This is a genomic window from Liquorilactobacillus sucicola DSM 21376 = JCM 15457 (genome assembly GCF_000612445.1).
GTDB classification, from domain to species: Bacteria; Bacillota; Bacilli; order Lactobacillales; family Lactobacillaceae; genus Liquorilactobacillus; species Liquorilactobacillus sucicola.
On the sequence record NZ_BALC01000001.1, the window covers coordinates 316,502 to 342,373 of the forward strand.

The 25,872-nt window shown below is 40.4% G+C and carries 20 protein-coding genes and 4 pseudogenes; 22 read left to right on the plus strand and 2 right to left on the minus strand.

Annotation, left to right across the window (positions count from 1 at the left end; genetic code table 11):
* The first annotated feature begins 8 nt into the window (after positions 1-8).
* Complete coding sequence (locus tag JCM15457_RS01620; RefSeq protein WP_034986892.1) at positions 9-635, plus strand: HAD-IA family hydrolase; 627 nt, start codon at positions 9-11, stop codon at positions 633-635.
* 90 nt (positions 636-725) lie between these two features.
* Here JCM15457_RS01620 and JCM15457_RS01625 read toward each other — a convergent pair whose 3' ends face one another.
* Positions 726-1,571 (minus strand): N-acetylmuramoyl-L-alanine amidase family protein, encoded by an 846-nt coding sequence (locus tag JCM15457_RS01625; protein WP_034986893.1) that lies wholly within the window; start codon positions 1,569-1,571, stop codon positions 726-728.
* A gap of 402 nt (positions 1,572-1,973) precedes the next feature.
* Here JCM15457_RS01625 and hisS point away from each other — a divergent pair, with 402 nt between their 5' ends.
* The 6 genes and pseudogenes from hisS to JCM15457_RS01655 all read left to right on the plus strand — a co-directional run bounded on the left by hisS (position 1,974) and on the right by JCM15457_RS01655 (position 8,974).
* On the plus strand, positions 1,974-3,275 hold the full coding sequence (hisS, locus tag JCM15457_RS01630; RefSeq protein WP_034986897.1) for a histidine--tRNA ligase: 1,302 nt from the start codon (positions 1,974-1,976) through the stop codon (positions 3,273-3,275).
* A 5-nt stretch (positions 3,276-3,280) separates the two neighbouring features.
* Positions 3,281-5,040, plus strand: a pseudogene (aspS, locus tag JCM15457_RS01635) (aspartate--tRNA ligase).
* Between the two features lie 316 nt (positions 5,041-5,356).
* Positions 5,357-5,890 (plus strand): peptide-methionine (S)-S-oxide reductase MsrA, encoded by a 534-nt coding sequence (gene msrA, locus JCM15457_RS01640; RefSeq protein ID WP_034986900.1) that lies wholly within the window; start codon positions 5,357-5,359, stop codon positions 5,888-5,890.
* 27 nt (positions 5,891-5,917) lie between these two features.
* A pseudogene (locus JCM15457_RS01645) lies at positions 5,918-6,792 on the plus strand (YitT family protein).
* 143 nt (positions 6,793-6,935) lie between these two features.
* The gene (locus tag JCM15457_RS01650; protein ID WP_161633651.1) at positions 6,936-8,018 is read left to right on the plus strand and encodes a CDP-glycerol glycerophosphotransferase family protein; all 1,083 of its coding nucleotides are present in this window, start codon (positions 6,936-6,938) and stop codon (positions 8,016-8,018) included.
* A gap of 47 nt (positions 8,019-8,065) precedes the next feature.
* Positions 8,066-8,974 carry a deoxyribonuclease IV gene (locus JCM15457_RS01655; protein WP_034986903.1) on the plus strand — a complete coding sequence of 303 codons (909 nt, stop codon included), beginning with the start codon at positions 8,066-8,068 and terminating at the stop codon, positions 8,972-8,974.
* Positions 8,975-9,218: 244 nt separating this feature from the next.
* On the opposite strand, the gene JCM15457_RS01660 is transcribed toward JCM15457_RS01655, so the two are convergent.
* On the minus strand, positions 9,219-10,028 hold the full coding sequence (locus JCM15457_RS01660; protein ID WP_034986905.1) for a pyruvate, water dikinase regulatory protein: 810 nt from the start codon (positions 10,026-10,028) through the stop codon (positions 9,219-9,221).
* 240 nt (positions 10,029-10,268) lie between these two features.
* Between JCM15457_RS01660 and rpsU the strand changes: the two genes are divergently transcribed.
* The 15 genes and pseudogenes from rpsU (at position 10,269) to JCM15457_RS01735 (ending at position 25,866) form a co-directional block, all read left to right on the plus strand.
* Complete coding sequence (rpsU, locus tag JCM15457_RS01665; protein ID WP_003690207.1) at positions 10,269-10,454, plus strand: 30S ribosomal protein S21; 186 nt, start codon at positions 10,269-10,271, stop codon at positions 10,452-10,454.
* A 22-nt stretch (positions 10,455-10,476) separates the two neighbouring features.
* Complete coding sequence (locus JCM15457_RS01670; RefSeq protein WP_034986906.1) at positions 10,477-10,920, plus strand: GatB/YqeY domain-containing protein; 444 nt, start codon at positions 10,477-10,479, stop codon at positions 10,918-10,920.
* Positions 10,921-11,094: 174 nt separating this feature from the next.
* Positions 11,095-12,078: a PhoH family protein gene (locus JCM15457_RS01675; RefSeq protein ID WP_034986907.1), complete on the plus strand. Its 984-nt coding sequence runs from the start codon at positions 11,095-11,097 to the stop codon at positions 12,076-12,078.
* Entirely contained in the window at positions 12,078-12,557 is a 480-nt protein-coding gene (ybeY, locus tag JCM15457_RS01680; RefSeq protein ID WP_034986909.1) for an rRNA maturation RNase YbeY, read from the plus strand. The genes JCM15457_RS01675 and ybeY overlap by 1 nt, the downstream gene beginning before the upstream one ends.
* Complete coding sequence (locus tag JCM15457_RS01685) at positions 12,541-12,933, plus strand: diacylglycerol kinase family protein (RefSeq protein WP_034987462.1); 393 nt, start codon at positions 12,541-12,543, stop codon at positions 12,931-12,933. The genes ybeY and JCM15457_RS01685 overlap by 17 nt, the downstream gene beginning before the upstream one ends.
* A gap of 16 nt (positions 12,934-12,949) precedes the next feature.
* Positions 12,950-13,852 carry a GTPase Era gene (gene era / locus JCM15457_RS01690; RefSeq protein ID WP_034986910.1) on the plus strand — a complete coding sequence of 301 codons (903 nt, stop codon included), beginning with the start codon at positions 12,950-12,952 and terminating at the stop codon, positions 13,850-13,852.
* 79 nt (positions 13,853-13,931) lie between these two features.
* Positions 13,932-14,714, plus strand: a complete 783-nt coding sequence (gene recO / locus JCM15457_RS01695; protein ID WP_081778154.1) for a DNA repair protein RecO — start codon at positions 13,932-13,934, stop codon at positions 14,712-14,714.
* 295 nt (positions 14,715-15,009) lie between these two features.
* Positions 15,010-15,927, plus strand: coding sequence for a glycine--tRNA ligase subunit alpha (gene glyQ, locus JCM15457_RS01700; RefSeq protein WP_034986913.1), 918 nt, complete (start codon positions 15,010-15,012; stop codon positions 15,925-15,927).
* A gap of 2 nt (positions 15,928-15,929) precedes the next feature.
* Entirely contained in the window at positions 15,930-18,014 is a 2,085-nt protein-coding gene (glyS, locus tag JCM15457_RS01705; RefSeq protein WP_034986915.1) for a glycine--tRNA ligase subunit beta, read from the plus strand.
* Positions 18,015-18,299: 285 nt separating this feature from the next.
* Positions 18,300-20,162, plus strand: coding sequence for a DNA primase (gene dnaG / locus JCM15457_RS01710; RefSeq protein WP_034986916.1), 1,863 nt, complete (start codon positions 18,300-18,302; stop codon positions 20,160-20,162).
* A gap of 12 nt (positions 20,163-20,174) precedes the next feature.
* Positions 20,175-21,302 carry an RNA polymerase sigma factor RpoD gene (gene rpoD, locus JCM15457_RS01715; RefSeq protein WP_034986919.1) on the plus strand — a complete coding sequence of 376 codons (1,128 nt, stop codon included), beginning with the start codon at positions 20,175-20,177 and terminating at the stop codon, positions 21,300-21,302.
* 311 nt (positions 21,303-21,613) lie between these two features.
* A pseudogene (locus JCM15457_RS01720) lies at positions 21,614-22,530 on the plus strand (PLP-dependent cysteine synthase family protein).
* Between the two features lie 16 nt (positions 22,531-22,546).
* Complete coding sequence (locus JCM15457_RS01725; protein ID WP_034986921.1) at positions 22,547-23,692, plus strand: trans-sulfuration enzyme family protein; 1,146 nt, start codon at positions 22,547-22,549, stop codon at positions 23,690-23,692.
* A gap of 368 nt (positions 23,693-24,060) precedes the next feature.
* On the plus strand, positions 24,061-24,759 hold the full coding sequence (locus JCM15457_RS01730; protein WP_034986923.1) for a tRNA (adenine(22)-N(1))-methyltransferase: 699 nt from the start codon (positions 24,061-24,063) through the stop codon (positions 24,757-24,759).
* Positions 24,752-25,866, plus strand: a pseudogene (locus tag JCM15457_RS01735) (Nif3-like dinuclear metal center hexameric protein). Before JCM15457_RS01730 ends, JCM15457_RS01735 begins: the two are co-directional and overlap by 8 nt.
* The last annotated feature ends 6 nt before the right edge of the window (positions 25,867-25,872 follow it).

A 25,872-nucleotide genomic window follows, 5' to 3' on the forward strand; every position in this document is an offset into this window, starting at 1 on the left:
TTTGTTAGGTGGCGGATTATTTTTGGGACTTTGATGGCACATTATATGATACATATCGTGGGATGGTAAAGGCATTCGTTGAAGCATGTGCAGCTTGTAAGTGTGAAAGTGTTGATCCTCTTCAAGTGTACAGAGCGATGCGCAGAACTTCGCTACATCAAACATTCAATGTCTTTTTGAAAACTGCTGATGCTAAAATGACAAAAATGATAATAGCTAAATATGAGAGTCTTGAGCATATTGAACGAGCTGATGCACTTCCCTTCGATGGAGCAGTTGAGGTATGCCGCTGGGTCATCGAACAGGGGGGAAGAAATTTCTTAGTAACACACCGTGATAGAAGCGCCTGTGATTTACTTGAACGTGATCAGCTTGCGGACTACTTTGCGGGCTATGTGACATCTGAAGACAAATTTCCGCGTAAGCCGGATCCGACTTCCTTGAATTTCTTATGTGGACAGTATCATGTTGATAGAGAAGATGCTTTTATGGTGGGGGACAGAACGCTAGATATTGAAGCGGCACATCGTGCAGGAATGCGAGGAATTTTATTTGACCCAGATGATACAATCAGAACTGCAATAGTGCCTGACAAACGTATTAAAAGTCTTCGAGAAATAGTGAAGGCAGACTAGTAAATTTTTTATCTTAAAGGCGAATAAAAAGGATTCTAGCTTACTGAAGAGCAAGCTGGAATCCTTTTGTTTTGAATTGCTAAAAAGAAATTAGGAATGAGAAAAATACTTTTCTAGGCCCGAGAACACATCAGCTGCGACCTTGTTCTGGTAGGTCCGCGAACGAATTTGCTCAAAGTCACGCTCTGAGTTAATATAACCCATCTCCAACAAGAGAGCTGGAAAATTATTGTTGCGCAACACATAAAAATCACCAAAAGCAATTCCTCTGTTAGTTAAGGGCAAGTTGTTAAGCTGAGTGTTGACGCTCCTTGCAAGCCTGCTTGAGAGTTTGCGGTGGTAGTAGTAAGTTGTGAATCCTGAAGCCCCATTTTCCTGAGGCGAAGAATCAAAATGAAAACTGATGAAGGCATCAGCATGAACAGCATTAGCTAAGTCAGAACGTGATTTTAGTGTGGCGTAGACATCCTTTTGACGTGTTAAATAAACTTTTGCACCACGTTCGCGCAAGTGATGTGCAACTTTTTTAGCAACGATCAATGTGTAAGTTTTCTCCATTTTACCTGTACTTGAAAGTGCACCGGAGTCACTACCTCCGTGACCTGGATCGAGTACGATCGTTGCATTCGCTAGAGAAGCAACTTTATGTGGTTTTTGTGGATCGATCATCCAGTCAGCTATCCAGCCTAGATGGTTATCTGCTGTTTTTACATATGACCAATGATATTTTGTACGTATAACGGTGACGCGTTCTTTTTCTTTGACACGGGCAATTGTTTTATACTCAATGCCAGGGCCCTTTTTTAATTCAGCATTCGTTGTTTCGATAACAATTTGTTTAAAGTATCCAGTCGTGCGATATAGCAGAATCAGTGTCAACAACAGTATCAGAAAACCTAAAACATAGTTGCTGTACTTCTTTTTTTTAGTGTGCATACAATTAAGACCCCGTTTGCTTTTACTGTCTCCTATTATAGCAAAAAGAAGATAATAACAAAGAGCAAAGTTCAAAACTCTTATTTTTATTTTTTGCAGTGGCAAGTGTCTCTTGACTTTGAGACGTAATTCTAGTATGTTTATGTCAGTATAATTTGAGCCGTACGAGAGAAGAGTAGCTTGTCAGGTTTGCCGAGAGAGTGGAATTTTGGTGCAATTTCCATCTGACCAAACAAGTGAATGACACTTTCGAGTGCATACCAGTGTATGCCGTTTGTAGCGTTATCCCTTGAAGTAAAAGTAAAGGTGGTACCGTGCATGATTGCGCCCTTGTCGAGCATTAGCGACAAGGGCTTTTTTGTATTGGCATACTCTTTTATATAAAAGAGGAGGAAATAAAAGATGAAGTACCAACGACCAAAGGGAACGACTGATATTATTCCAGGCGAGTCCGCAAAGTGGCAATACATTGAACAAACAGCGCGGCAGCTGTTTCAAAAGTATCGTTACAGTGAGATAAGGACACCAATTTTTGAGAACTTCGAAGTGTTTTCACGAACTTCCGGTGAGACATCCGATATAGTAACTAAAGAAATGTATGATTTCTTTGATAAGGGTGACCGGCACATCACACTGCGTCCTGAAGGAACAGCGGGGGTGGTACGTGCTTACGTCGAGAATAAGTTATATGGACCGGAGATACAGCGTCCGTTCAAAACCTTCTATATGGGACCGATGTTTCGATATGAGCGCCCACAATCTGGACGTCAACGACAATTTCATCAAATTGGAGTAGAGGCATTTGGAGTTGATAATCCGACGCTTGATGTTGAAGTGATGGCAATGGCTGTCAATTTGTTACGTCAGTGCGGATTACAAGATCTAAAGTTAGTAATTAATACTTTAGGCGATGCTGAATCACGAGCGGCTTATCATGCAGCTTTGATGCAGTATTTGGAGCCACTTGAGAATGAGTTGAGTGATGACTCGAAAGAAAGATTGCATAAGAATCCTTTACGTATTCTTGACAGTAAAGATAAAGAAGATCAAAAAATTGTTGACGCGGCACCTTCTATCTTGGATTATTTGACGCCAGAGGCAGCTGAACATTTTAGTACAGTCAAGAAGTTGCTTCAGGCTTTAGATATTCCTTTTGAAATCGAAACAAATATGGTTCGTGGCTTGGATTATTACAATCACACAATTTTTGAAATAATGAGTAATTCTAAGGCTTTTGGAGGCCACTGGACAACTGTTTGTGCAGGAGGGCGCTACAATGGTTTGGTCGAACAACTTGGGGGACCCGAAGTTCCAGGCATAGGTTTTGGACTTGGAGTGGAACGCCTGCTGTTAGTTTTGGAGGCGGAAGAAATTGAATTACCTATTGCTGACGACTTGGATATTTATGTTGTCGGAATCGGGGAAGCTACGAATGAAGAGACACTGAAATTGGTGCAAGCATTGCGTCATGCAGGCTACAGTGCTGAACGTGATTATCTGGGGCGTAAACCCAAAGGGCAATTCAAAGCGGCCAATCGAATGAGTGCGCATCTGACTTTGACGATTGGCGAAGAGGAATTGCGAGACGGCAAGGCTAACTTGAAGAATATGCAAACAGGTAATGAAGTTTCAGTTGCGCTAAGGGACATTTATACCGGATTTGATAAAGTTTATCAAAACATAGTTGAAAGTGAAGAGGAGTAGAAGAAATGAACCGAACAATATATTGTGGTCTTGTTAATGAAGCTTATTTTGGTCAAGAAGTATGTTTAAAGGGTTGGGTTCAAAAACGGCGTGATCTTGGAAATTTGATTTTTATTGATTTGCGCGATCGTGAAGGCATTGTACAACTGGTTTTCAGTCAGGAATTCGGATCTGAAGCCTTGAAAGTGGCGGACAGTTTGAGGAATGAATATGTAATCGAAGCTAAAGGAAAAGTGGTTCCTCGTGCTGATGATGCGATCAACCCTAAAATGAAAACAGGAAAAGTTGAGGTTGAAATTCACGAGGTAAAACTCCTGAATAAGGCTAAAACACCGCCTTTTTATATCGAAGATGGAATCAATGTTTCGGATGATTTGCGCCTGAAGTATCGTTATTTGGATCTGCGTCGTCCTGAAATGCAGAAAGCTCTGATTACCAGAAGCAAGATTACACAGGCAATCCATCGTTACCTTGACGAAAATAAATTCATTGACATTGAAACACCTTACTTAACGAAATCTACTCCTGAAGGTGCAAGAGATTATTTAGTACCTTCACGTGTTTACCCTGGACACTTTTACGCATTACCGCAATCTCCGCAGTTGTTTAAGCAATTGCTGATGGGGGCTGGTTTCGACCGGTATTATCAAGTTGCGCGCTGTTTCCGCGATGAAGATCTGCGTGGCGATCGTCAGCCTGAATTCACACAGATTGATATGGAGACTTCGTTTATGACAGCTGAGGAGATTCAGGACCTGACTGAAGGCTTACTGCAACGCGTAATGAAGGAAACATTGGGGGTTGAAATAACATTGCCTCTTCCACGAATAACTTGGAATGAAGCAATGGATCGCTTTGGGTCAGACAAGCCTGATGTTCGCTTTGGAATGGAATTGACAGATATGGCAGATGCTGTTAAGAATGTCGATTTCAAAGTTTTCAAGACGATCCTTGAAAAGGGCGGACAAGTCAAAGCTATTACTGTTCCGAACGGTGCTGATAAGTACTCACGCAAAGATATTGAAAGTAAGCAGGAATATATCAAACGCTTTGGTGCAAGAGGTTTAGCATGGTTGAAGGTTACGGAGGAAGGATTCTCAGGCCCAATTGCAAAATTCTTTAAAAACGATGTTGATAACATTAAAAAAGCCGCTAGTGCTAACATCGGTGACTTGATCTTATTTGTTGCGGATAAACGCAAAGTAGTCGCGGATGCTCTGGGCTACCTGCGGACAAGTATCGCAAAAGAACTTGATCTGATTGATCAAACTAAATATGCTTTCTTGTGGGTTGTGGATTGGCCTTTATTCGAATATAGTGAAGACTTTCATCGCTATATAGCAGCTCACCACCCATTCACAATGCCAAATGAAGAAGATATTGATCTGCTGACTACAGATCCGCATAAAGCACATGCACAGAGTTACGATATTGTCTTGAACGGGTACGAACTCGGAGGCGGATCAATCCGTATCCATCAGCGCGATATTCAAGAGAAGATGTTCAAGCACTCGGTTTCACAAAAGAAAAAGCTGAGGAACAATTCGGTTTCTTTATGGATGCCTTAGATTACGGTTTCCCACCACATGGCGGTTTAGCAATCGGGTTGGATCGTTTTGCGATGCTGCTTACCGGTAAAGATAATATTCGTGAAGTTATTGCTTTCCCTAAGAACTCGAAAGCGTCTGAACCATTAACTGATGCACCAAGTACTGTTGCACAAAAACAGTTGGACGAACTTCACCTTGATATAACTGAAGATTAATTCTGTTTCAATTTACGACAGGTATCTTAAGGCAAATGACTGCGAACGACTTGTATTTTACAGCAGCACCGTAAAGTTAGAGTTAGACGGAGCACTTTGACTTATGGAACACGTTTATGTTTATACTGAATAAAACAGAGGAGCTAGGTTAAATTTAATTTTGGGGGGATACCTCATTTTGACCCAGCTCCTTTGGTGCACACAAAATTATTCGTGGCTTTCTTTTATGGTTGTGAATTGCCCATCTTGCTGAATAGATTAATTTGGGTTATCTTATAAAGTAATCACAGTAGAAGAATTATAGGGGATGTTAAATTTGAGTTCGAAAGAGGAAACGGCAATTTTTGCAGGTGGGTGTTTTTGGTGTATGGTAAAACCTTTTGATGAACAGCCAGGCATTATCAAAGTTATTTCCGGATACACGGGCGGGCATGTTCCCAATCCCACCTATGAGGAAGTGTGTTCACATCGTACCGGACACACTGAGGCTGTTAAAATAGTTTTTGATCCTACAATAATTTCGTATGAACAGCTTGTTCAAATATACTGGCAGCAGACTGATCCGACTGATGCGATGGGGCAGTTTCAAGATCGCGGTGATAATTACCGCCCCGTTATTTTTACAAATAATGAAAAGCAGCGCCAAACTGCGCTTGCTTCTAAAAAGTCTTTGGAAGAGAGCGGACGTTTCACAACTCCAATTGTAACTCAGATTGAGGATGCAAAGCCGTTTTATCCGGCTGAGGACTATCATCAGGATTTTTATAAGAAAAATCCGGCTCGGTTTGAATTGGAAGAAAAGCAGCGGCAATCTTTTAAGCAAAATAATTGGCCGGAAAAACGCAGCTGAGAAAATTAAGGAGATAAAAATAATTTTATGGATGAAATTCAACAGATTTGGAAAAGGCATCAGTATGTTGCTCGTGCTTCGGCATCTTTCATCTATGGCATTCTGGTTTCAGTGGCAATGAACTTTTTTTGGGTGCCTGGAAATATTTACTCATCTGGGATAACCGGACTTGCCCAGTTGATAGCAACATTAGTCAAAAGGTATATGCCTTTTGAACTCTCCACTGCCGCGTTGTTGTTTATACTGAATGTTCCTTGTTTTTCTTGGCATGGAAACAGATTGGACATCGTTTTACTTTTTTTACTTTTCTATCAGTTGTTTTTTCAAGTATTATGATTAAGTCGATCTCGGTAGTTACGTTAACAAAGGATCCAATTATTTGTGCAATTTTTGGAGCGGCTATCAATGGTTTTGGGACAGGGTTGGCTTTGAAAAATGGTATTTCAACGGGAGGCTTGGATATTATTGGCCTGACGTTACGAAAACGTACAGGCAAGAGTATCGGAACTATCAATGTTACTTTCAATATCTTTATCATTATTGCTGCCGGAGCAGTTTACGGCTGGCCATATGCATTTTATTCAGCACTCGGGATCTTTGTTAATGCACGAGTGATGGATATTGTTTATACACGCCAACAGAAGATGCAAGTCATGATCGTGACCAATAAGCCTAAAAGTGTAGTCGATTGTATTCAAACTCATATGCGCCGCGGAATTACAATTGTTCATGGCGCAGAGGGAGCTTATCGCCATGATCAGAAAACGATCCTTTTTACGGTTATCTCACGGTATGAACAGCTGGATCTTAAAAATGCGATGGAAGAGTCAGATCCGTATGCTTTTGTCAGTATTTCAGATAACGTGAAAATTATGGGGCGTTTTTACGAGCCTGAGCCTTAGGCTGACTGCTTATTCAGAGCTAACTGTCTAAATTGTTTTTAAGGGAAGAATGTTGAATAATGAAAAAGGTTTTTTATATCTGGCTAGTGCACTTATTTTCAATTTTTTTTCGAACTAGAAAGCCTAATCTGGTTGTCTATTTAATGAGTTTCGGAAATAATAATGATTTCATCCGTAGTTTATCAAATGAGTGCCTAGCTCAAAAAAGGCATTTAGTTGTGCTGTACTATCCTAGCTGCAAAGGGGCGGCACAGGAACTAACTGCTGCAGGAATAAATACGGTCTGTTTTACAGAGGGAATTCATTTTTTGCTTTATGAGTTGCGTATTATTATGGCCGCCGACCTTTTATTTTGTGATAATTACTATGCTTTTTTAGCAGGTTGTCAGTTAAATCATGAAAAAACTAAAGTTGTTCAGGTCTGGCACGCTAACGGAGCAGTCAAGTCATTTGGATGGCAAGAACCAAAAACTAAGATGAGAAGTTCCGCGGACAAAAAAAGGTTTCAACAAGTTTATGAGCAATTTGATGATTATGTTGTAGCTTCAACTAAGATGGCAGCGATTTTTGCTGAAAGCTACCATGTTGCTGACAGTAAGATGCTTGTCTTGGGTTATCCACGCTCAGATAAATTTTCCGACCAGGCATGGGTATCGCAAAAAAGAAATTTTTTTTATCAGGAAAATCCAGCCTTAAGGAATAAAGAAATTATTTTATACGCCCCAACTTATCGTGAAAGTGATGAAGGCGTAAAACTGGACTTGCCAGATTCCTTCTTTCAGTTGGCAGATCAGCTGCACGAAGATCAAGTATTGATAATTAAGCTCCATCCGCATTTGAATAACTATAGCCGCGTTATTAAGAAACGATTTGCTGGCAGTAAAAAAATAGCGTGGGTAGAAGGTTTTACGACTGAAGATCTCTTGCCGGTAACGGATAGACTGGTAACCGATTATTCATCAGTTATTTTTGATTACTCACTTTTGGACAATGCTAAAGAGATCTTATTTTATTGCTATGATTTGAAGAAGTATCGGAGTCAGATTGGGATACAAAACGACTTTGAAGAATGGTTGCCCGGTCCGCTGTTATTAAGAACAGATGCCTTAATCACAGCTTTGAAGAAACCGATAGGTAAGCAAGATTTCCAGGAATTCAATCGACTGTGGAATACCAAAAACGATGGACACGCGGCGGAGCGAATCATAAAGCATTACTTGGCTTGAATTCTGACTCGTAGTGTAAATAGTGCAGTAAAAAGGAGAATGATAAAATGTTACTTGGATCACATGTTGGAATGAAAGGTCGTCAAATGCTTCTCGGCTCAGCCGAAGAAGCAGCTGCGTATGGGGCGACAACTTTTATGGTATATACAGGTGCTCCTCAAAATACGAGGCGTAAAAAAATAGCTGATATGAATATTGAAGCGGGTCAAGCTTTTATGCAGGAGCATAATCTTAGCAATATTGTTGTCCATGCACCGTATATTATTAATTTAGGCAATACAAAAAAACCAGAAAATTTTGCTTTTGCTGTTTCTTTTTTGAGGGATGAAGTTAAACGTGCTGAAGCACTTGGTGCTAAGCAGATGACTTTTCATCCGGGAGCCCATGTCGGTGCTGGAGCTGCGGCTGCGATAGCAAACATAATTAAGGGGCTTAATGAGGTAATCGAGCCTGAACAAAAACTGCAGATCGCAATTGAGACAATGGCAGGCAAAGGAACTGAGGTGGGGCGGACCTTCGAAGAAATTGCACAAATTATTTCTGGGGTAACGTACAATGAGAAGCTTTCAGTCACCTTGGACACATGCCATACCAACGATGCGGGCTATAATGTCAAAAGTGATTTTGATGGCGTGCTTAATGAGTTCGATCATATTGTTGGTTTGGAAAAGCTCAAGGTCGTTCATATCAATGATTCTAAAAATGAACTTGGCAGTCACAAAGACCGACATGCCAATATCGGTTTTGGAACAATTGGTTTTGAAGCCCTAAATTACATTGTCCATCATGATAAATTGAAAGAAGTTCCCAAAATTATGGAGACCCCTTATGTTGGACCAGATAAGAAGAATTCATTTCCACCATATGCTTACGAGATTAAAATGTTTAAAGAACAGGAATTTGATTCTGAAATGCTGACTGAAATAGTCGCCAACAAAGGGAAAATCCTGTTTTAAAAATAAGCTTAGCCCTAAGTTACAGAGTATTTGGCTATGAAATATAGATAAGGAGTTAGGTCAAAAGTTACATTTAACCTAGCTCCTCTTTTTATTTTGTATAAACATGTCCTGTAGCTCAAAATTCTTCGTCTATCTCGAATTACTCATAGTATGTGACATATGTGCAATAGTGCGTTAACATCTAAATTTTGCCAACTTATGCTGTCAGACTTCCTTGTTTTCTTTATTTATAGATTTTAGACTATTTGATCAAGCTTTCAGTAATTAAGGTGGCAGTTTCCTCGATCGATTTATTCGAAACGTTGATTACAAGGCAGCCAAGCTTTTTATAGAGATCATTTGCGTATTCTAGTTCTGCCTCAATATTGTTAACATTTGAGTATTTGGTATCTGGATCCAACCCATAGGTCAGCATACGTTCACGTCTAATATTATTAAGAATCTTGGGATCATTTGTCAGTCCAATAATTTTTTGGCGATCGACTTGCCAGATCTCATCAGGAATTTTGGCTTTAGGAACGAGTGGAAGATTAGCGACAAGAAAATTTTTGTTCGCGAGATAAAGAGATAATGGTGTCTTAGATGTACGCGAAACGCCTAAAAGTACAATGTCTGCTTTTAAATATCCCGATGGATCTTTGCCATCGTCATAGGTGACAGCAAATTCAAGTGCTTTGATACGGTGAAAGTAGGTTTCGTTAAGGTTGTGATTCAAACCTGCTTGACGTACAGGCTGAGCACCAGTTTTTTGCTGGATTGTCTCAAGCAAAGAAGAGAGTGCATCCAAGCTGCAGAGGGAGTTGGCAGTGCAAAAAGAAGAAACGTACTCTGAAAGCTTCTGATCCACAAAAGTGTAAATAATAAATGCATCTGCACGTTTAGCTTGTGTAAGTATACCTCCCAGAAGCGAAGTGGTTTTAGTTAAAGGGAAACGATGGAGCTTAAAATCAATATTAGGGAACTGGACAGCGGCTGCTTGTGCAAGGTTATACCCAGTTTCTCCTAAAGAGTCAGAGATTATGAAGAGAGATATTTTTTTAGTATTGGACATATTTTTCCTCCACCTGCTTTAAAATTAAAAGCGTTTTATGAACTACACCTATAGTATAATGAATAGAGTTACAAAACAATCAGCATGCGTTATTTATATACAGCGTAAATTGCTGAATACAAGTAAAGTTTTATTGACGATTGAGCGCGGTTTAGTTATAATAATATAGAACTGTTAAAAGTTTGTGTGTTTATGCAGAATATAACGGTTACATTTTAAGCTCGGAGGGAGGGAAACAAAATGTCAAAGACAGTCGTTCGTAAAAACGAATCTCTTGATGACGCTCTTCGTCGCTTCAAACGTACCGTTTCAAAAACAGGTACTTTACAAGAATATCGTAAACGTGAATTTTACGAGAAGCCTAGTGTGAAACGCAAGAAAAAATCTGAAGCAGCAAGAAAACGTAAGAACAAGCGTCGTTTCTAATTCCTAAGGAGGGATAGAACTGATGAGCTTACTTGATTCATTGAATAATGATTTGAAAGCTGCAATGAAGGCTCACGATAAGAAGACTTTGAGTACGGTTCGCATGCTGAAGTCTGCTGCAACAAATGAGCAGATAAAAGTAGGTCATACGCTGACTTCTGACGAGGAGATAGCTGTTTTGTCACGCGAGTTAAAGCAACGTAAGGATTCTGTTGCGGAGTTTTCGGCAGCTGGACGTGAGGATTTGGTTCCCGGACTTGAGAAGGAAATCGAAGTTGTTCAGCGTTACTTGCCAAAGCAGCTCGGTGAAGATGAGGTAAAGACTATTGTTCGCGAAACTATTCAACGAGTTGGAGCAACATCAAAAGCCGATTTCGGTAAAGTGATGGGCGCAGTTATGCCTCAAGTAAAGGGACAGGCTGATGGCAAATTAGTGAATTCGGTTGTAAAATCATTGTTGAGCTGATTCCCTTTGCTTAGCGAGGGGATTAAGTTGAATTATAGATAGGAGAACGAATTGTCTGTGAAGGCAATTCGTTTTTTTAATTTCTTAAGAAGTGCATCAGGGGCTTAGCTTTTGTTAAGAAAGCTTTTATGCTATGATTTAATCATATAATGCTTAATTGAAGGAGCAAGTGGATTGACGGAAAAACAGTTGGTTGAAAAAGAGTTCAAATTAACTGATTCGCAACAAGGTGTTACTTTGTTGGGAACTCATGACAAGCATGTTGAATTACTTGAAGAAAGTGAAAATGTTGTCGTTCGCCCTTTTGGAGATACGATACGAATCACGGGGGAAGAAGGCGCTGTCGCACGAGTGCTGGATATTCTCCAACAGTTATCTAATTTGATTGCCCAGAATATTACAATTGGCAGCGCTGATGTTTTATCTGCGATCAAGATGGCGGATAAGGGAACCTTGGATTATTTTCTAGATTTATATACAGACGTCCTGCTCAAGGATCAAAAAGGCAGACCAATTCGGGTGAAAAACTTTGGTCAGAGACAGTATGTTCAAGCAATTAAGAATAGTGATCTTGTTTTTGGAATTGGGCCTGCTGGAACTGGTAAGACGTTTTTAGCGGTCGTGATGGCAGTAGCAGCATTGAAAAAAAATCTAGTAGAACGAATAATTCTTACTAGACCAGCGGTCGAAGCTGGAGAATCATTGGGATTTTTGCCGGGAGATCTAAAGGAAAAAGTGGATCCTTACTTACGTCCAGTGTATGATGCTTTGTACACTGTTTTAGGCAAAGAACATACGGAACGCTTATTGGATCGCGGTATAATAGAAATTGCGCCACTGGCGTACATGCGCGGAAGGACGCTGGATAATGCTTTTGTAATCTTGGATGAGGCTCAAAACACGACCAGAGCCCAGATGAAGATGTTTCTGACACGGTTGGGTTTTGGTTCTAAGATGGTAGTTAACGGTGATAAGACACAAATAGACTTGCCACGTGGACATAGGCAAAGCGGTCTAATTGATGCAGAAAACATTCTAAGTAATCTGTCTCATGTGGAATTTGTTAATTTTGACGCGGCAGATGTTGTGCGTCACCCTGTTGTTGCCGAGATTATTCAAGCCTATGCAAATGAAATTGAAAAAGAGGGGCAGAAGTAGTGGATTTAGAAATTTATGATGAAACCAAGCAAGTCAAGGAAGAATGGATTGAATTAATCAAGAAATTGCTGGAGTTTGCAGGGAACTACATTAAATTACCTGAGAACACAGAAATGTCTGTGACACTGATGAATAACGAAAAAATTCATGAAATTAATAAAAAATATCGCGGAGTTGATAAGCCAACTGATGTTATCAGCTTCGCAATTGAGGAACAAGCCGACGATGATATGCCGATTATCATGCCTGAGGATAGCACTTTTTCATTTCCTAAAAATATTGGTGACATTATGGTGTCAATTGACAAGGTTAAAGAGCAAGCTGCATATCTGGAACATTCAGAGGAGCGGGAACTTGGTTTTTTGGTAGTTCATGGCTTTTTGCACCTCAATGGCTATGATCATATGCGCCACGAAGATGAAACGGTAATGTTTAACTTACAACGTGAGATTTTGGATGCTTATGGACTTAAAAAATAAAAAAAACAAGTGGAAACACACTAAATTCAAACAATCATTTTATCATGCGTGTCAGGGACTCAAGACAGTCATGGGCGAAGAGCGCAATTTGCGTTTTCATTTGCTTGCAGCTGCTATGGCTCTTATTTTGGGCTGGATTTTGAAACTAGCATCAACGGAATGGCTCTGGCTATGTCTGAGTATTGCTCTGGTACTTATTAATGAAATATGGAATACAGTTGCTGAAAACATAGTAGACCTAGTGACTGGATACCAGTATAATATTCTTGCAAAAAAAGCAAAAGATATGGCTGCAGGTGCGGTGTTGCTCTCAGCTCTTTTCGCATTAATCGTTGCGCTCATTATCTTTGTTCCCAAAATATGGCACTTATTCTAAGTTAAGAGGGTAGAAAATGGATATAAAAAAACATTCGGGTTTTGTTGCAATTATTGGCCGTCCTAATGTCGGAAAATCAACTTTTTTAAACAGAGCTGTTGGTCAAAAAGTTGCTATTATGAGTGACAAGGCACAGACAACGCGAAATAAAATTCAAGGAATTTACACCACAGAAGAGACACAGATTGTATTCATTGACACACCTGGAATTCACAAACCACATAGTCGACTTGGGGACTTTATGGTCAAGGCAGCATTATCAACATTAAATGAAGTAGATGCTGTTTTATTTATGGTTAATGCAACCCAAAAAAGAGGACGAGGTGATGACTTTATCATCAAGCGTCTTAAAGAGGTCAAAAAACCTATCTTTTTGGTAATTAATAAAATTGACCAGATACATCCAGATCACCTGTTAGAGATTGTCGATGATTATCGTAAAGAGTTGAACTTTCAGGAGGTTTATCCGATTTCTGCGCTTCAAGGGAATAACTGTGAAGAATTGATAACGGCAGTCAGTGCAATTTTACCAGAAGGTCCTCAGTTTTATCCAGAAGATCAGGTAACAGATCACCCAGAACGTTTCATTGCAGGTGAATTAATTCGAGAAAAAGTACTGGAACTGACGCGTGAGGAAGTTCCTCATTCGGTTGCAGTGATCGTTGAACGCGTACAAAGGGAAGATGAGGAAAAGATCCTTGTTCAAGCCACTATTATCGTTGAGCGCTCTTCACAAAAGGGAATCTTGATTGGTAAAGGCGGTCAGATGTTAAAAACGATTGGAACAAAGGCTCGTAAAGATATAGAGCTGCTTTTAGGTGATAAGGTCTATCTGGAATTATGGGTCAAGGTTCAAAGTAATTGGCGCGATAAGCAGACAGATCTGAAAGCTTTAGGTTATAGACAAGATGATTACTAGAGAAAAGTGAGTTTGAAAGAAAGATGATCTTGGTAATTGTTACTCGCAGTTGGAAAAGACTAGCAAAGGAGTGGTCATTTTGGGAACAACGAAAATGGCTGAGTTTTCTGGAATCGTTGTGTATCGCAAAGACTATCGTGAGCGGGATATGCTAGTTAAGATTTTAACAGATCGTTTCGGTTTTAAGATGTTTTTTGTCCGTGGCGCGCGCAAGAAGGGGTTCCGTTTGAGTGCAGCTATTCTGCCCTTTACGAAAGCTACCTATGTCGGAACGATTAACGATGAGGGCTTGTCATTTATTAATGCAGTCAAAGAAGCTGGACAGTATCAGGCTATTTGTCAAGATATTGTCCTAAATGCTTATGCGTCCTATATTTTGGGGCTTGCTGAAGCCGCATTTAATGATAATCATCCTTTAAATGAGTGGTATGCCAAGATAGCAAAAACGCTCTCTCTGGTTGATGCTGGAGTTGACGCTGCAATTTTAACTAACATTGTTGAAGTTCAACTGCTGGGATACTTTGGTGTAAAGCCCAACCTGAAGGATTGTGTTATTTGTCATCGGAGAAATAGTGTCTATGATTTTTCAGAGAGCTATGGTGGACTTTTATGTCAAAAGCATTGGCATTTGGATCCACACCGTCTTCATTTGGATCGCCGGACAATCTATTTTCTGAGCTTTTTTTCGCAGGTTGATATCATGCGTCTCGGGTCGATTAAAGTCAAGAATGAAACTAAAGACAAACTACGTCTTACTTTGAACCAAATTTATAACAATGATGTTGGTATTAATATCAAAGCAAAAAAGTTCCTTGATGACATAAAAAATTGGCCGCATGCTGTTTTAAATGATGATGAGTAATTGACAAATGGCTTTATCTCGCTTATCCTTAATTTGATAAGATAGACGTTGAGGAAAAAGGGTATACCTCTACAGTTATAGCGAGTCTGGTAGTGGTGGGAGCAGACACTGGGAAAGGATGTATTGGCGTTTTCGGAGTCTAGATCAATTAAGTAGCTAGTTATACATACTAGAAGTAGGGTGGAACCGCGGTTATACCAAAATCGTCCCTATGTGACTGTTCGTTTGTGGTCGCATAGGCTTTTTTATGCTTTCATGGATGAATAATCTTGGGTTAATTATAAGGAGGAAAACAATGTCAGAAAAATTGTCTCTACAAGATATTATCTTGACGCTACAGCATTTCTGGTCTAAACAAGGTTGTATGCTGATGCAAGCTTATGATACTGAAAAAGGTGCTGGGACGATGAGTCCTTATACTTTTTTGCGTGCAATCGGGCCAGAGCCTTGGAATGCAGCTTACGTTGAACCATCAAGGCGACCGGCGGATGGGCGGTATGGTGAGAACCCTAACCGTCTTTACCAACATCATCAATTTCAAGTTATCATGAAACCATCACCGGCTAATATCCAAGATTTGTACTTGGATAGTTTGCGTGCTTTGGGTATTGATCCGAGTGAACATGATATTAGATTCGTTGAAGATAACTGGGAGAATCCATCGATGGGTTGTGCCGGTGTTGGTTGGGAAGTTTGGTTGGATGGAATGGAGATCACCCAGTTTACTTATTTTCAGCAAGTCGGCGGCTTAGAAGTCAAACCAGTTGCTTCAGAGGTTACTTATGGACTTGAACGGTTGTCTTCCTACATTCAAGATGTTAATTCTGTCTTTGATTTAGAATGGGCTGCAGGGGTCAAGTATGGCGATATTTTTGGTGAACCAGAGTATGAACATTCGAAATACTCTTTCGAAGAAAGTAATCAAGACATGCTATTCAAATTGTTTGATACATTTGAGACGGAAGCGAAGAAACAGATCAAGAACGGACTAGTTCACCCTGCATATGATTACGTTTTAAAATGCAGCCATACATTTAATCTGTTGGATGCTCGCGGTGCAGTTTCAGTTACTGAAAGGGCTGGCTATTTGGCTAGGATTCGCAATATGGCTAAGTCCATTGCCAAGGTTTTTGTGGCCGAAAGAAAGAAATTAGGTTTTCCTTTGTTAAAAGACGAGGAACTGCGGAACAAGTTATTGAAGGAGGACAAATAGGTATGAGTCATACATTCTTACTTGAAGTAGGGTTAGAAGAGATCCCTGCACATGTTGTAACTCCGAGCGTTCAGCAACTAAAGGAGCGTGTCGCTGCTTTTTTGAAAGAACAGCGTTTAGAATTTGAAAAAATAGCGACATTTTCTACTCCGCGCAGATTGGCGATTAAAATCACGGGTGTAGCCGATAAACAAAAGGATGTTGAGGAAGAAGCGAAGGGGCCTGCTAAGAAGATAGCCGTTGGCAAAGATGGAAATTGGTCTAAAGCAGCAATCGGTTTTTCACGTGGGCAAGGAATGCAACCAGATGATATTTTCTTCAAGGAACTTAAAGGCACAGAGTACGCATATGTTAAAAAATTCATCGCTGGTAAAACGGCAGCGGAAATCCTTACAGGGATCAAAGATGCGGTTACTTCAATGATTTTTCCAACGATGATGCGCTGGGGAAATAACGATTTTAAGTATGTCCGGCCTATTCGCTGGTTGGTAGCACTTTTGGATGAGCAGATCGTACCGTTTAGTATTTTAAATGTTCAAACAGATCGTGTTACACAAGGACACCGTTTTTGGGGCACCCAGATTGAGCTGAAAAACGCTGCGGATTATCCGCAAGCACTGCTTGCACAGCATGTTATTGCTGATGCAACCGAACGTAAAAAAATGATCGAACAGCAAATCAAGAAGTTGGCACAGCAGAATCATTGGAAAATTGTGGTCGATCCCTCGTTGCTTGAAGAAGTTAACAATTTGGTTGAATTCCCAACGGTATTTGCTGGAAATTTTGCTGAAAAGTATCTGGACATTCCAGATGAAGTTTTGATAACCTCAATGAAGGATCATCAGCGCTTCTTCTACGTCTTAGATCAAGCTGACAAACTCCTTCCACATTTTGTTTCAGTGCGCAATGGGGATGGCGAACATTTAGAAAAGGTCATAGCTGGTAACGAAAAGGTTTTGACGGCAAGACTTGAAGATGCAGCTTTCTTCTATCATGAAGACCAGCAGAAAACGATTGCAGACTACGTTGACCGCCTAAAAAAAGTTATGTTTCATGATAAAATTGGAACAGTGTATGAGAAAATGCAGAGAGTTCAATCTTTAAGCAAACTTCTAGCAGCAAGTTTAGATGAAGAAAATAAATTGACTGAAGCAGAAGAAAGAGCACTTGACCGCGCTGCAGAAATCTATAAATTCGACTTAGTTACAGGCATGGTTGGTGAATTTTCTGAACTTCAAGGTGTGATGGGGGAAAAATATGCCTTGCTGATGGGTGAAAGCCCCGCAGTTGCAACGGCCATTAGGGAGCATTATCTTCCTAACTCTTCAAACGGAGAATTGCCTGAATCAAAGGTAGGAGCATTGTTAGCAATAGCTGATAAGATTGACAGCATCGGTGCATTTTTTGCAGCTGGAATTATCCCTACTGGTTCAAACGATCCATACGCTTTGAGGAGACAGGCTTTGGGTATTGTGCGTATAGCGCGCACACGTAATTGGGCATTTTCTGCGGTTTCGCTGCAAAAAATGATTGAGCAAAATTACCAGAATGCGCCAGAACTATATAGCAATATCAAGCCGACAAAGAATGCTGCGGAGGCTGTTTCTTTCATAGTCGAGCGCCTTAAGAAGCTACTCGGTGAGCATGAGTTCAGCTTTGATATCATCGAAACCGTTTCTGGTGTTGAAACTAATTCTTTTGTTAAAATGAGTCAATCTGCGAAAATATTGAAAAAACATCAAGCAGACGCTGATTTTAAAGAAAATATCGAAGCCCTCACGCGTGTGTTGCGTTTAGCAAAAAAAGCTTCAAGTGATAAGTTAGAAAGAGTTGAACCATCTTTATTTGAAAACCAAGCGGAAAAGGATTTGTTTGAGGCAGTATCCCAGATAGAAGGGAAAGATAGCTCACTTGAACAATTATATGCAGCATTGAGTTCACTGCGTCCGTTGATCGATAACTATTTTGATGAAACAATGGTGATGGTCGATGATGAAAGAGTGCGAGCTAATCGTTTAACACAGCTTTTGAGTATTGCATCCTTAACTCGTGAATTTGGAGCGCTGGATAAGTTGAATGTTAAGTAATTTGAGAATGATCTTGATTGAAACTGCTGAGAAATCGTAAAGTAGTTCAGGCTTGTTGCGGCTGGAGGAATTCTGGTTATCAACAAAGCCTTTTTTGATTGAAAAATGGGCTTGTCGTGCTAAACTAACTGTAGCGGTTGTTGCAAATGGAACGTAATTTAATTATTTGCTTTTTGAAGGGCATTATTGTACTATAAATACGATTGTAATTTTTTTGAAAAGTCGCACATTAACGTGCGGCTTTTATAAACACAACAACTGTCAGACAAGATGGGGTGAGATGGTTTGAGTCGACGAATTCCAGAAGAAGTTATCGAGACTGTACGCTCTAGTGTCAATATTGTTGAGATAGTTGGACAATATGTTCAGCTGCGAAAATCGGGGAAAAATTATTTTGGACTTTGTCCTTTTCATGAAGAAAAAACACCATCTTTCTCTGTGACTGAAGAAAAGCAAATTTTTCATTGCTTTTCATGCCACCGTGGGGGCAATGTTTTCAAGTTTATCATGGAAATTGAAAATCTTTCATTTCCAGATGCTGTTGTGCGTGTTGCTGAGTTAGGAAATGTTAAGCTATCAAAGGAGATTACAGATAATTTAAGTAATGATAATGTTTCTGAGTCATCAGAAACAACGCGAATGAAAACAATGTATAACGATGCTGCTCATCTATTCAATCATATTCTTGTGAATACAGCGATGGGTGAAAAGGCATTAACGTACTTGCACGAACGTGGACTAGATGATGCAATGATTCAAGAGTTTAATTTGGGCTTTGCCCCAGCTAAGGAGTTATTAGAAGCTTTTTTCAAAGAAAAGGGTTTAGAGCATCAGCTTTTACGTAAATCTGGGCTTTTTGTTGAGTTGCAAGATGGCTCCTTGAAGGAACGATTTCAAAACAGAGTTCTTTTTCCCATTCGAGATCCCCGAGGAGAAACGATAGCTTTTTCTGGGAGGCTTTTAATTAAGGATGATAAGCAACCTAAGTATTTGAATAGTCCTGAAACATTGATTTTTAATAAGCGTAAAGTGCTTTTTAATTTTGACAAAGCAAAAAGTAAGATTCGTCAGCAAAAGTCAGCCATTTTGTTCGAAGGGTTTATGGATGTTTTGGCTGCTTATCGAGCAGGAGTTGAAAACGGCGTGGCTTCGATGGGGACAAGCTTGACGAATGAGCAAGTCTATCTGCTTGAAAGGATAACGGATCATCTGGATATTTGTTATGATGGAGACGATCCAGGGCAGCATGCGACAGCTCGGGCAATAAATCTTTTAGAACCGCTGACTAAAATGGAGTTAGGGGTTCTGCATATTCCTGAAAAGATGGATCCTGATGAATATGTGAAAAAGTATGGTTCAGAAAAGTTTCATGAACTCGCACATAGTTCGCGTGAAACGACTATCGCTTTTTATATGCGATACTATGAACAGGATCGCAACCTAGCGAATGAGGCGGATCAGCTAGCTTATTTGGCAGATGTATTGCAGCGCTTAGCAAAGATTAAGTCGCCGGTTGAGAGAGATATTTACTTGAATCAGCTTGGTAAACGGTTTGGAATTGAAAAATCTAATCTTGAAGCGCAGTTACAGACCTATGCGACGAAAGACAGTCGAAACCGCGAGTTTGCTAAACAAGAAGATAGGCAGCCAGGAGTGCTGCGCAAGGACCGGATTGTTAAAGCGAGAAACGAGCAAAGACACCTTGACCGGGTTGAAAAAGCTGAACGTCTATTGTTGTATCGATTGCTGCACGATCATAATGTCTGGTTGAAGGTAAGAGAGATTAGCAATTTTTCTTTTGTGCACGATCCGTACCAGACGATCTATCTGATAGCTGAAGGGTACTTTAACGTCTACAGCGAGTACGACACGGCGCGTTTTCTTGATTATTTAGAGGACGAGTCGCTGCGTCAATTGTTGATAGAATTAGCGATGAGTGTTTATGCGGAAGATACCAGTGAAGAGGAGGTCGATGATTGCGTTGACTTAATCATGAAACAATCTCCGCTTGAAGATAAAATAAGGGATACCAAGAAACAACTTTCTGATGCTAAGAGAATGAATAATAACGATTTAGTAACGAGTTTGACAATTAAATTAGTCAATCTATTAAGGCAGCAACAGATAGAGAAGTCGACATCATTATAAGGAGGACCTCCCATGGCAGAAAACAAAAAAGGTAATGCATTGAATGAGGTAGCATATACAAAGGCTTTGCGCGAGCTTATAAGGGGTTATAAGCCTAAGAAACAGATTAATTATGATGATTTGACGAAAAAATTAGTAACACCATTCGGCTTAGATGCAAAGCAGATGGAAAAGATGATTCAAAAAGTAGAAGATGCAGGGATTTCGGTAGTTGATGAAAAAGGCGAACCCAGTGAACATAGCTTGAAGGCAGCTTCCAGCGAGGCAGAAAAGGCAACCAAGGACAGAGATGTATCTGCTCCTGCCGGTGTCAAGATCAATGATCCGGTTAGAATGTATTTAAAAGAAATTGGACGTGTGAACTTGCTGACAGCCGATGAAGAGGTTGCACTTGCTCTGCGAATTGAGGAAGGAGACGATGAAGCTAAACAAAGGCTGGCTGAGGCCAACCTGCGGTTAGTTGTATCAATTGCTAAACGATATGTGGGCCGCGGAATGTCTTTCCTTGATTTAATTCAAGAGGGTAATATGGGGCTGATGAAGGCTGTTGAAAAATTTGATTATCGCAAAGGGTTCAAATTTTCAACTTATGCTACTTGGTGGATCAGACAGGCTATCACGCGTGCGATAGCTGATCAAGCTCGGACGATTCGGATACCTGTGCACATGGTTGAAACGATTAACAAGCTGATCAGAATTCAGCGACAGATGTTGCAGGATTTGGGTAGAGAGCCGATGCCGGAAGAAATTGGGGCTGAGATGGATATGCCCACAGACAAGGTACGTGAGATCTTAAAGATTGCTCAGGAACCAGTATCGCTTGAAACACCTATTGGCGAAGAGGATGATTCACATTTGGGTGATTTTATTGAGGATCACGACGCAACCAGCCCAGCTGATCATGCAGCATATGAATTGTTGAAGGAACAGTTGGAAAGTGTACTTGATACGTTGACAGACCGGGAAGAAAATGTGTTGCGGTTGCGCTTTGGTCTTGACGATGGGCGCACTAGAACGCTGGAAGAAGTCGGTAAAGTTTTCGGAGTCACGCGTGAACGAATCCGACAAATTGAGGCTAAGGCACTTCGAAAACTGCGGCATCCATCACGTTCTAAGCAGCTTAAAGATTTTTTGGAATAAGGAACTCAAGGATAAACTGATAATTCTTCTAATTAGTTGCTTGCTTTCTGCAATTGATTGGGGTATTCTATTTGTAAAGAAGAGGGGGATAACAATGGCTGATTATAACATGGAAATTTTGCATAGCTCATGTTGTTGTCGTATTTCGCGTTTTGACGTTGGAAATACGGCTGCTTTGAGATGCATAGATTCTATGTTGCAATTCTGCTGAGTATGGAATTGTTAGATCCAGCTGTTTGATTTCCTACGTACAGGGCGTGAATCTTTTAAGATTCGCGCCCTTTTTCTTTTTCTAGAGGAGGTAATAACGGATGATATATAAAACTGTAGAGGAATTGGTTGGGAACACACCTTTGATTCAGTTAAAGATTGCTGCACCAAACAATACGCACATATTTGCCAAATTAGAAATGTTTAATCCTGGCGGCAGTATCAAGGACCGTTTAGGAAAGTACATGTTGCGGCAAGCTCAAGATGAAGGTTTAGTTAAGAAAGGGACAACGATAATTGAGCAACTGCAGGCAATACGGGAATTGGACTTGCATTGGCTGCAGGTCAGCTGGGGCTTAAGTCAATTTTAGTTGTTCCTGAAAAATTTAGCCAAGAAAAACAGACGCTGATGCAGGCTTTAGGAGCAAAATTAGTACACACTCCTAGCGCTGAAGGTATTGTGGGGGCGATAAGAAAAGCACGTGCATTGGCAGCTGAAATACCAAATAGTTATGTTCCCATGCAATTTGACAATTTGGACAACCCAGATGCATATTATCATTCGATCGCTCCTGAGATTGAAGAAGAAATGCAGGCCAATGGGTTAGCAATTGATGGATTTGTTGCAGGTGTTGGAAGCGGAGGGACATTCGTTGGGATGGCCCGTTACTTCAAAGAACGTCTTCCACAGATTGAAACGGCAATTGTCGAACCGGAGGGCTCTATTCTGAATGGGGGGGCAGAGCATTCTCATCGAATCGAGGGAATAGGAGTCGAATTTGTTCCTCCGTTCCTAGATAAGAAAAATGTTGACCAGATTTACACAATTAGCGATGAAGCAGCTTTTTCTTTAGTTAAAAAAATGGCTCAAGAAGAAGGGCTGTTAATCGGCAGTTCCAGTGGTGCAGCGCTGGCAGCCAGTCTAAAACTAGCTGAAAAGTTAGAACCAAATAGCAATATTGTCACTGTTTTTCCAGATAGTAGCGAACGCTATCTCAGTCAGAATATTTACTTATAAAAAGGGGATTTTAATAATGAAGTTTAATACAAAATTAATTCATGCAGGAATCAGTCAAGACAAAGCTACCGGTGCAGTTAACGTACCTATTTATCAGACATCAACATATGCGCAGACCGAACTTGGAGGTCAGCCTGAATATGAATACTCACGAACGGGAAATCCGACACGACAAGCAGTAGAGGACCTGATTAGAGATCTTGAAAATGGTGTTGCAGGCTTTGCCTTTGCCTCCGGATCGGCAGCAATTCACAATGTCTTCTCCTTATTTTCAGCAGGTGATCATATTATTGTCGGAAATGATGTCTACGGTGGAACGTTCCGTTTGATCAACACTGTGTTGAAGCGTCAAGGATTAGAATTCACAGTTGTCGATACGCGTGATTTGGATGAGGTCAAGAATGCGATCAAGAACAACACCAAGGCTGTATATCTTGAAACACCAACCAATCCTCTGATGCGGATCACAGATATTGCGGCTATAGCTGAAGTGGGGCACGAAAATGATCTTCTAACAATTGTTGATAATACCTTCGCGACACCTTATATTCAACAGCCGCTTAACTTGGGAGCAGATATCGTGCTGCATAGTGCTTCTAAATACCTTGGTGGACATAGTGACTTGGTTGCAGGATTGGTTGTGGTAAAGGATAAGGATTTAGGTGAGAAGATCGGTTACCTTCAAAATGCGATTGGCGGCATTTTAGGACCGCAAGACAGCTGGTTGCTGCAAAGGGGAATCAAGACTCTGGCGGTTAGAATGCAGGCACATGAGAAGAATGCACAGAAAATTTTTGAATTTCTGAATAACAATCAAAGTATCGCTAAAATTTACTATCCAGGTGATCGAGAGGCAGAGGACTTCAAGGTTGTCCAAAAACAGATGAATGGTTTTGGCGGAATGCTCTCATTTGAACTGAAGAAAGGACTTTCGGTCAAAAAGTTCATTGAAGCATTGAAGGTCATTACCCTGGCGGAAAGTTTAGGCTCAGTCGAAAGTTTAGTTGAAGTTCCTGCAATCATGACACACGGTTCTATTCCTGAGAAAATAAGATTGAAAAACGGAATCTCAAACGAATTGATTCGTTTGTCAGTCGGAATTGAGCAGAGCGAGGATCTGATTGAGGATTTGAAGCAGGCTCTGGATAAGGCACAAAATTAGTTTGGAAGCCCCAAATAAGAATAACGGCAGATATTTCTTTGGAAAATACTGCTCAGCTTTTCTTGGAAACACATTAGTGCACATATTTTGATAAGGAGGAGCTGTGCCAAAAGTTAACTTTTGGCACAGCTCCTCCTTTTATTCCGTATAAACGTGTTCCATAAGCCAAAAATTTCCGTCTATCTCGAATTACTTATAGTACGTGATAGGCCTCTGGAGTGACTAAGAAAGCCTTTTTGCCTTATTTAATAGAATAAGCCGTAGTTTCGCTACCGATAGCCTATTTTTGAGCTCTTAGGCTTTTTTTGTCTTTCAGAGTTAGTTATACTTAAATGTGTCCTATATTGATAAGGAGTTGTTGTACTTTAATGGATGCAAAACATTTATCGACACGTTTATTAGCAGTAGCTGAACATGTTCCACTAGGAGCCCGGCTTGCAGATATCGGCTCTGACCATGCTTATCTCCCTGCATATTTAGGAATTAATAACAGGGTTAGCTATGCAGTTGCTGGCGAAGTTGTGGAGGGACCATACTTGAACGCTCTCCATGAAATACAAAAAGAAGGTCTTGCTCAAAAAGTTGCAGTTCGCTTGGCCGATGGATTGGCAGCAATTACACAAGAAGACGAGATTGACACAATCACGATCTGTGGCATGGGAGGTCCCTTGATTTGCCATATCCTTAATGAGGGTAAAGACAAGTTAGCAAGAAAGCCTAGATTGATTTTGCAGCCTAACATTGGTGAACGACAGGTCAGAGAATGGTTAAAGGAACACAGTTATCAAATCATAACTGAAGAGATTATTGAAGAAGACAAGCATATCTATGAAATTATTGTTGCGGAATGGAAGGAAAAGACAACGGAACTGACTGATGATGACTATTTGTTTGGGCCTTTTTTGAGAAAAGAAAAAAGTCCGATTTTTGTAAAAAAATGGCAAAAAGAGCGAGAAAAATTACTTCATGTCCTGAATGAAATCAAAAAGGCTCGTCAGGTTCCATTGGAGCAAATAAAAATGTTAGAAATTAAAATAAAAAAGATCGGAGATGTATTGAATGGCTAAGGTCCGAGATATCGTCGAACGTTTTGCTGATTTTGCACCGGCTTTTATGGCTGAAAAGGGCGATCCAATTGGGTTACAATTGGGGAGCTTGACGCTGAAGTTAACAAACTTATGGTAACGCTTGATGTGCGTCCAGAGGTCGTTCAGGAGGCTATTGCAAATGATGTTGATTTTATTTTTGCACATCATCCGGCAATGTTTAGACCCGTCAAGAAATTTGATTTAGCAAATCCGCAAAACAGGATGTACGCAGAACTTTTGAGACATAATATTACAGTTTTTGCCGCGCATACTAACTTGGATAATGCAAATGGCGGAATGAATGATTGGCTGGCGGAAAAAATAGGTCTCAAAAAAACTTCCATTCTTTTACCCAAACGAAGTGAAGCGATGTTTAAATTAGCTGTTTTTATTCCACAGGATGCCGCCGCTAGATTGCGTAGAGACCTAGCTGCTGCTGGAGCCGGTAAAGTTGGAGATTATGATGCTTGTTCTTACTCATACGAAGGGATTGGGCGTTTTCGTCCAAATCAGCAGGCACATCCTGCAATCGGGATAAAGGGTGAATTAACAGAAGTTAAGGAAGAAAAGGTCGAAGTTATTTTTCCGGCACGCAAAAAAGATAGTGTTTTCAAGGCAATGTATGCGGCTCATCCGTATGAAGAACCTGTTTTTGATTTGTTACGAATTGAAGGAATGGGACAAACGTATGGAATGGGGCGTATAGGAACGTTAAAACAGCCGCAAACTGTTAAGCAACTAGCAGAGTTTTGTAAAGAGGCTTTTCAAATACCCGCTTTACGCATGGTTTCGAGAGAACCAGGCAAAAAAATTGAACGTGTCGCTATTTTAGGCGGAAGTGGTGGTCAATTTTACACTTATGCTAAGCGCCAAGGAGCGCAATTATATATAACGGGAGATATTTCTTATCATACCGGACACGATATTTTGGCAGCTGGATTGTCAGCTCTTGATCCAGGTCACCATATTGAGAGTGTCTGTAAGGGGAAGCTGCGGCAGTTGTTTATGACATGGAATGTTGAAAATAACTGGCAGCTGAAGATAATTGAGTCACAGCTTAACACGGATCCGTTTAGTTTTATCTAATAAAAA

Excerpts from the sequence above, each read along its gene's own strand:
- JCM15457_RS01625 (WP_034986893.1), bottom strand. The coding sequence starts at position 1,571 with ATGCACACTAAAAAAAAGAAGTACAGCAACTATGTTTTAGGTTTTCTG.
- hisS (WP_034986897.1), top strand. The coding sequence starts at position 1,974 with ATGAAGTACCAACGACCAAAGGGAACGACTGATATTATTCCAGGCGAG.
- JCM15457_RS01650 (WP_161633651.1), top strand. The coding sequence starts at position 6,936 with ATGAGTTTCGGAAATAATAATGATTTCATCCGTAGTTTATCAAATGAG.
- JCM15457_RS01655 (WP_034986903.1), top strand. The coding sequence starts at position 8,066 with ATGTTACTTGGATCACATGTTGGAATGAAAGGTCGTCAAATGCTTCTC.
- JCM15457_RS01660 (WP_034986905.1), bottom strand. The coding sequence starts at position 10,028 with ATGTCCAATACTAAAAAAATATCTCTCTTCATAATCTCTGACTCTTTA.
- rpsU (WP_003690207.1), top strand. The coding sequence starts at position 10,269 with ATGTCAAAGACAGTCGTTCGTAAAAACGAATCTCTTGATGACGCTCTT.
- JCM15457_RS01670 (WP_034986906.1), top strand. The coding sequence starts at position 10,477 with ATGAGCTTACTTGATTCATTGAATAATGATTTGAAAGCTGCAATGAAG.
- JCM15457_RS01685 (WP_034987462.1), top strand. The coding sequence starts at position 12,541 with ATGGACTTAAAAAATAAAAAAAACAAGTGGAAACACACTAAATTCAAA.
- era (WP_034986910.1), top strand. The coding sequence starts at position 12,950 with ATGGATATAAAAAAACATTCGGGTTTTGTTGCAATTATTGGCCGTCCT.
- glyQ (WP_034986913.1), top strand. The coding sequence starts at position 15,010 with ATGTCAGAAAAATTGTCTCTACAAGATATTATCTTGACGCTACAGCAT.
- glyS (WP_034986915.1), top strand. The coding sequence starts at position 15,930 with ATGAGTCATACATTCTTACTTGAAGTAGGGTTAGAAGAGATCCCTGCA.
- rpoD (WP_034986919.1), top strand. The coding sequence starts at position 20,175 with ATGGCAGAAAACAAAAAAGGTAATGCATTGAATGAGGTAGCATATACA.
- JCM15457_RS01725 (WP_034986921.1), top strand. The coding sequence starts at position 22,547 with ATGAAGTTTAATACAAAATTAATTCATGCAGGAATCAGTCAAGACAAA.
- JCM15457_RS01730 (WP_034986923.1), top strand. The coding sequence starts at position 24,061 with ATGGATGCAAAACATTTATCGACACGTTTATTAGCAGTAGCTGAACAT.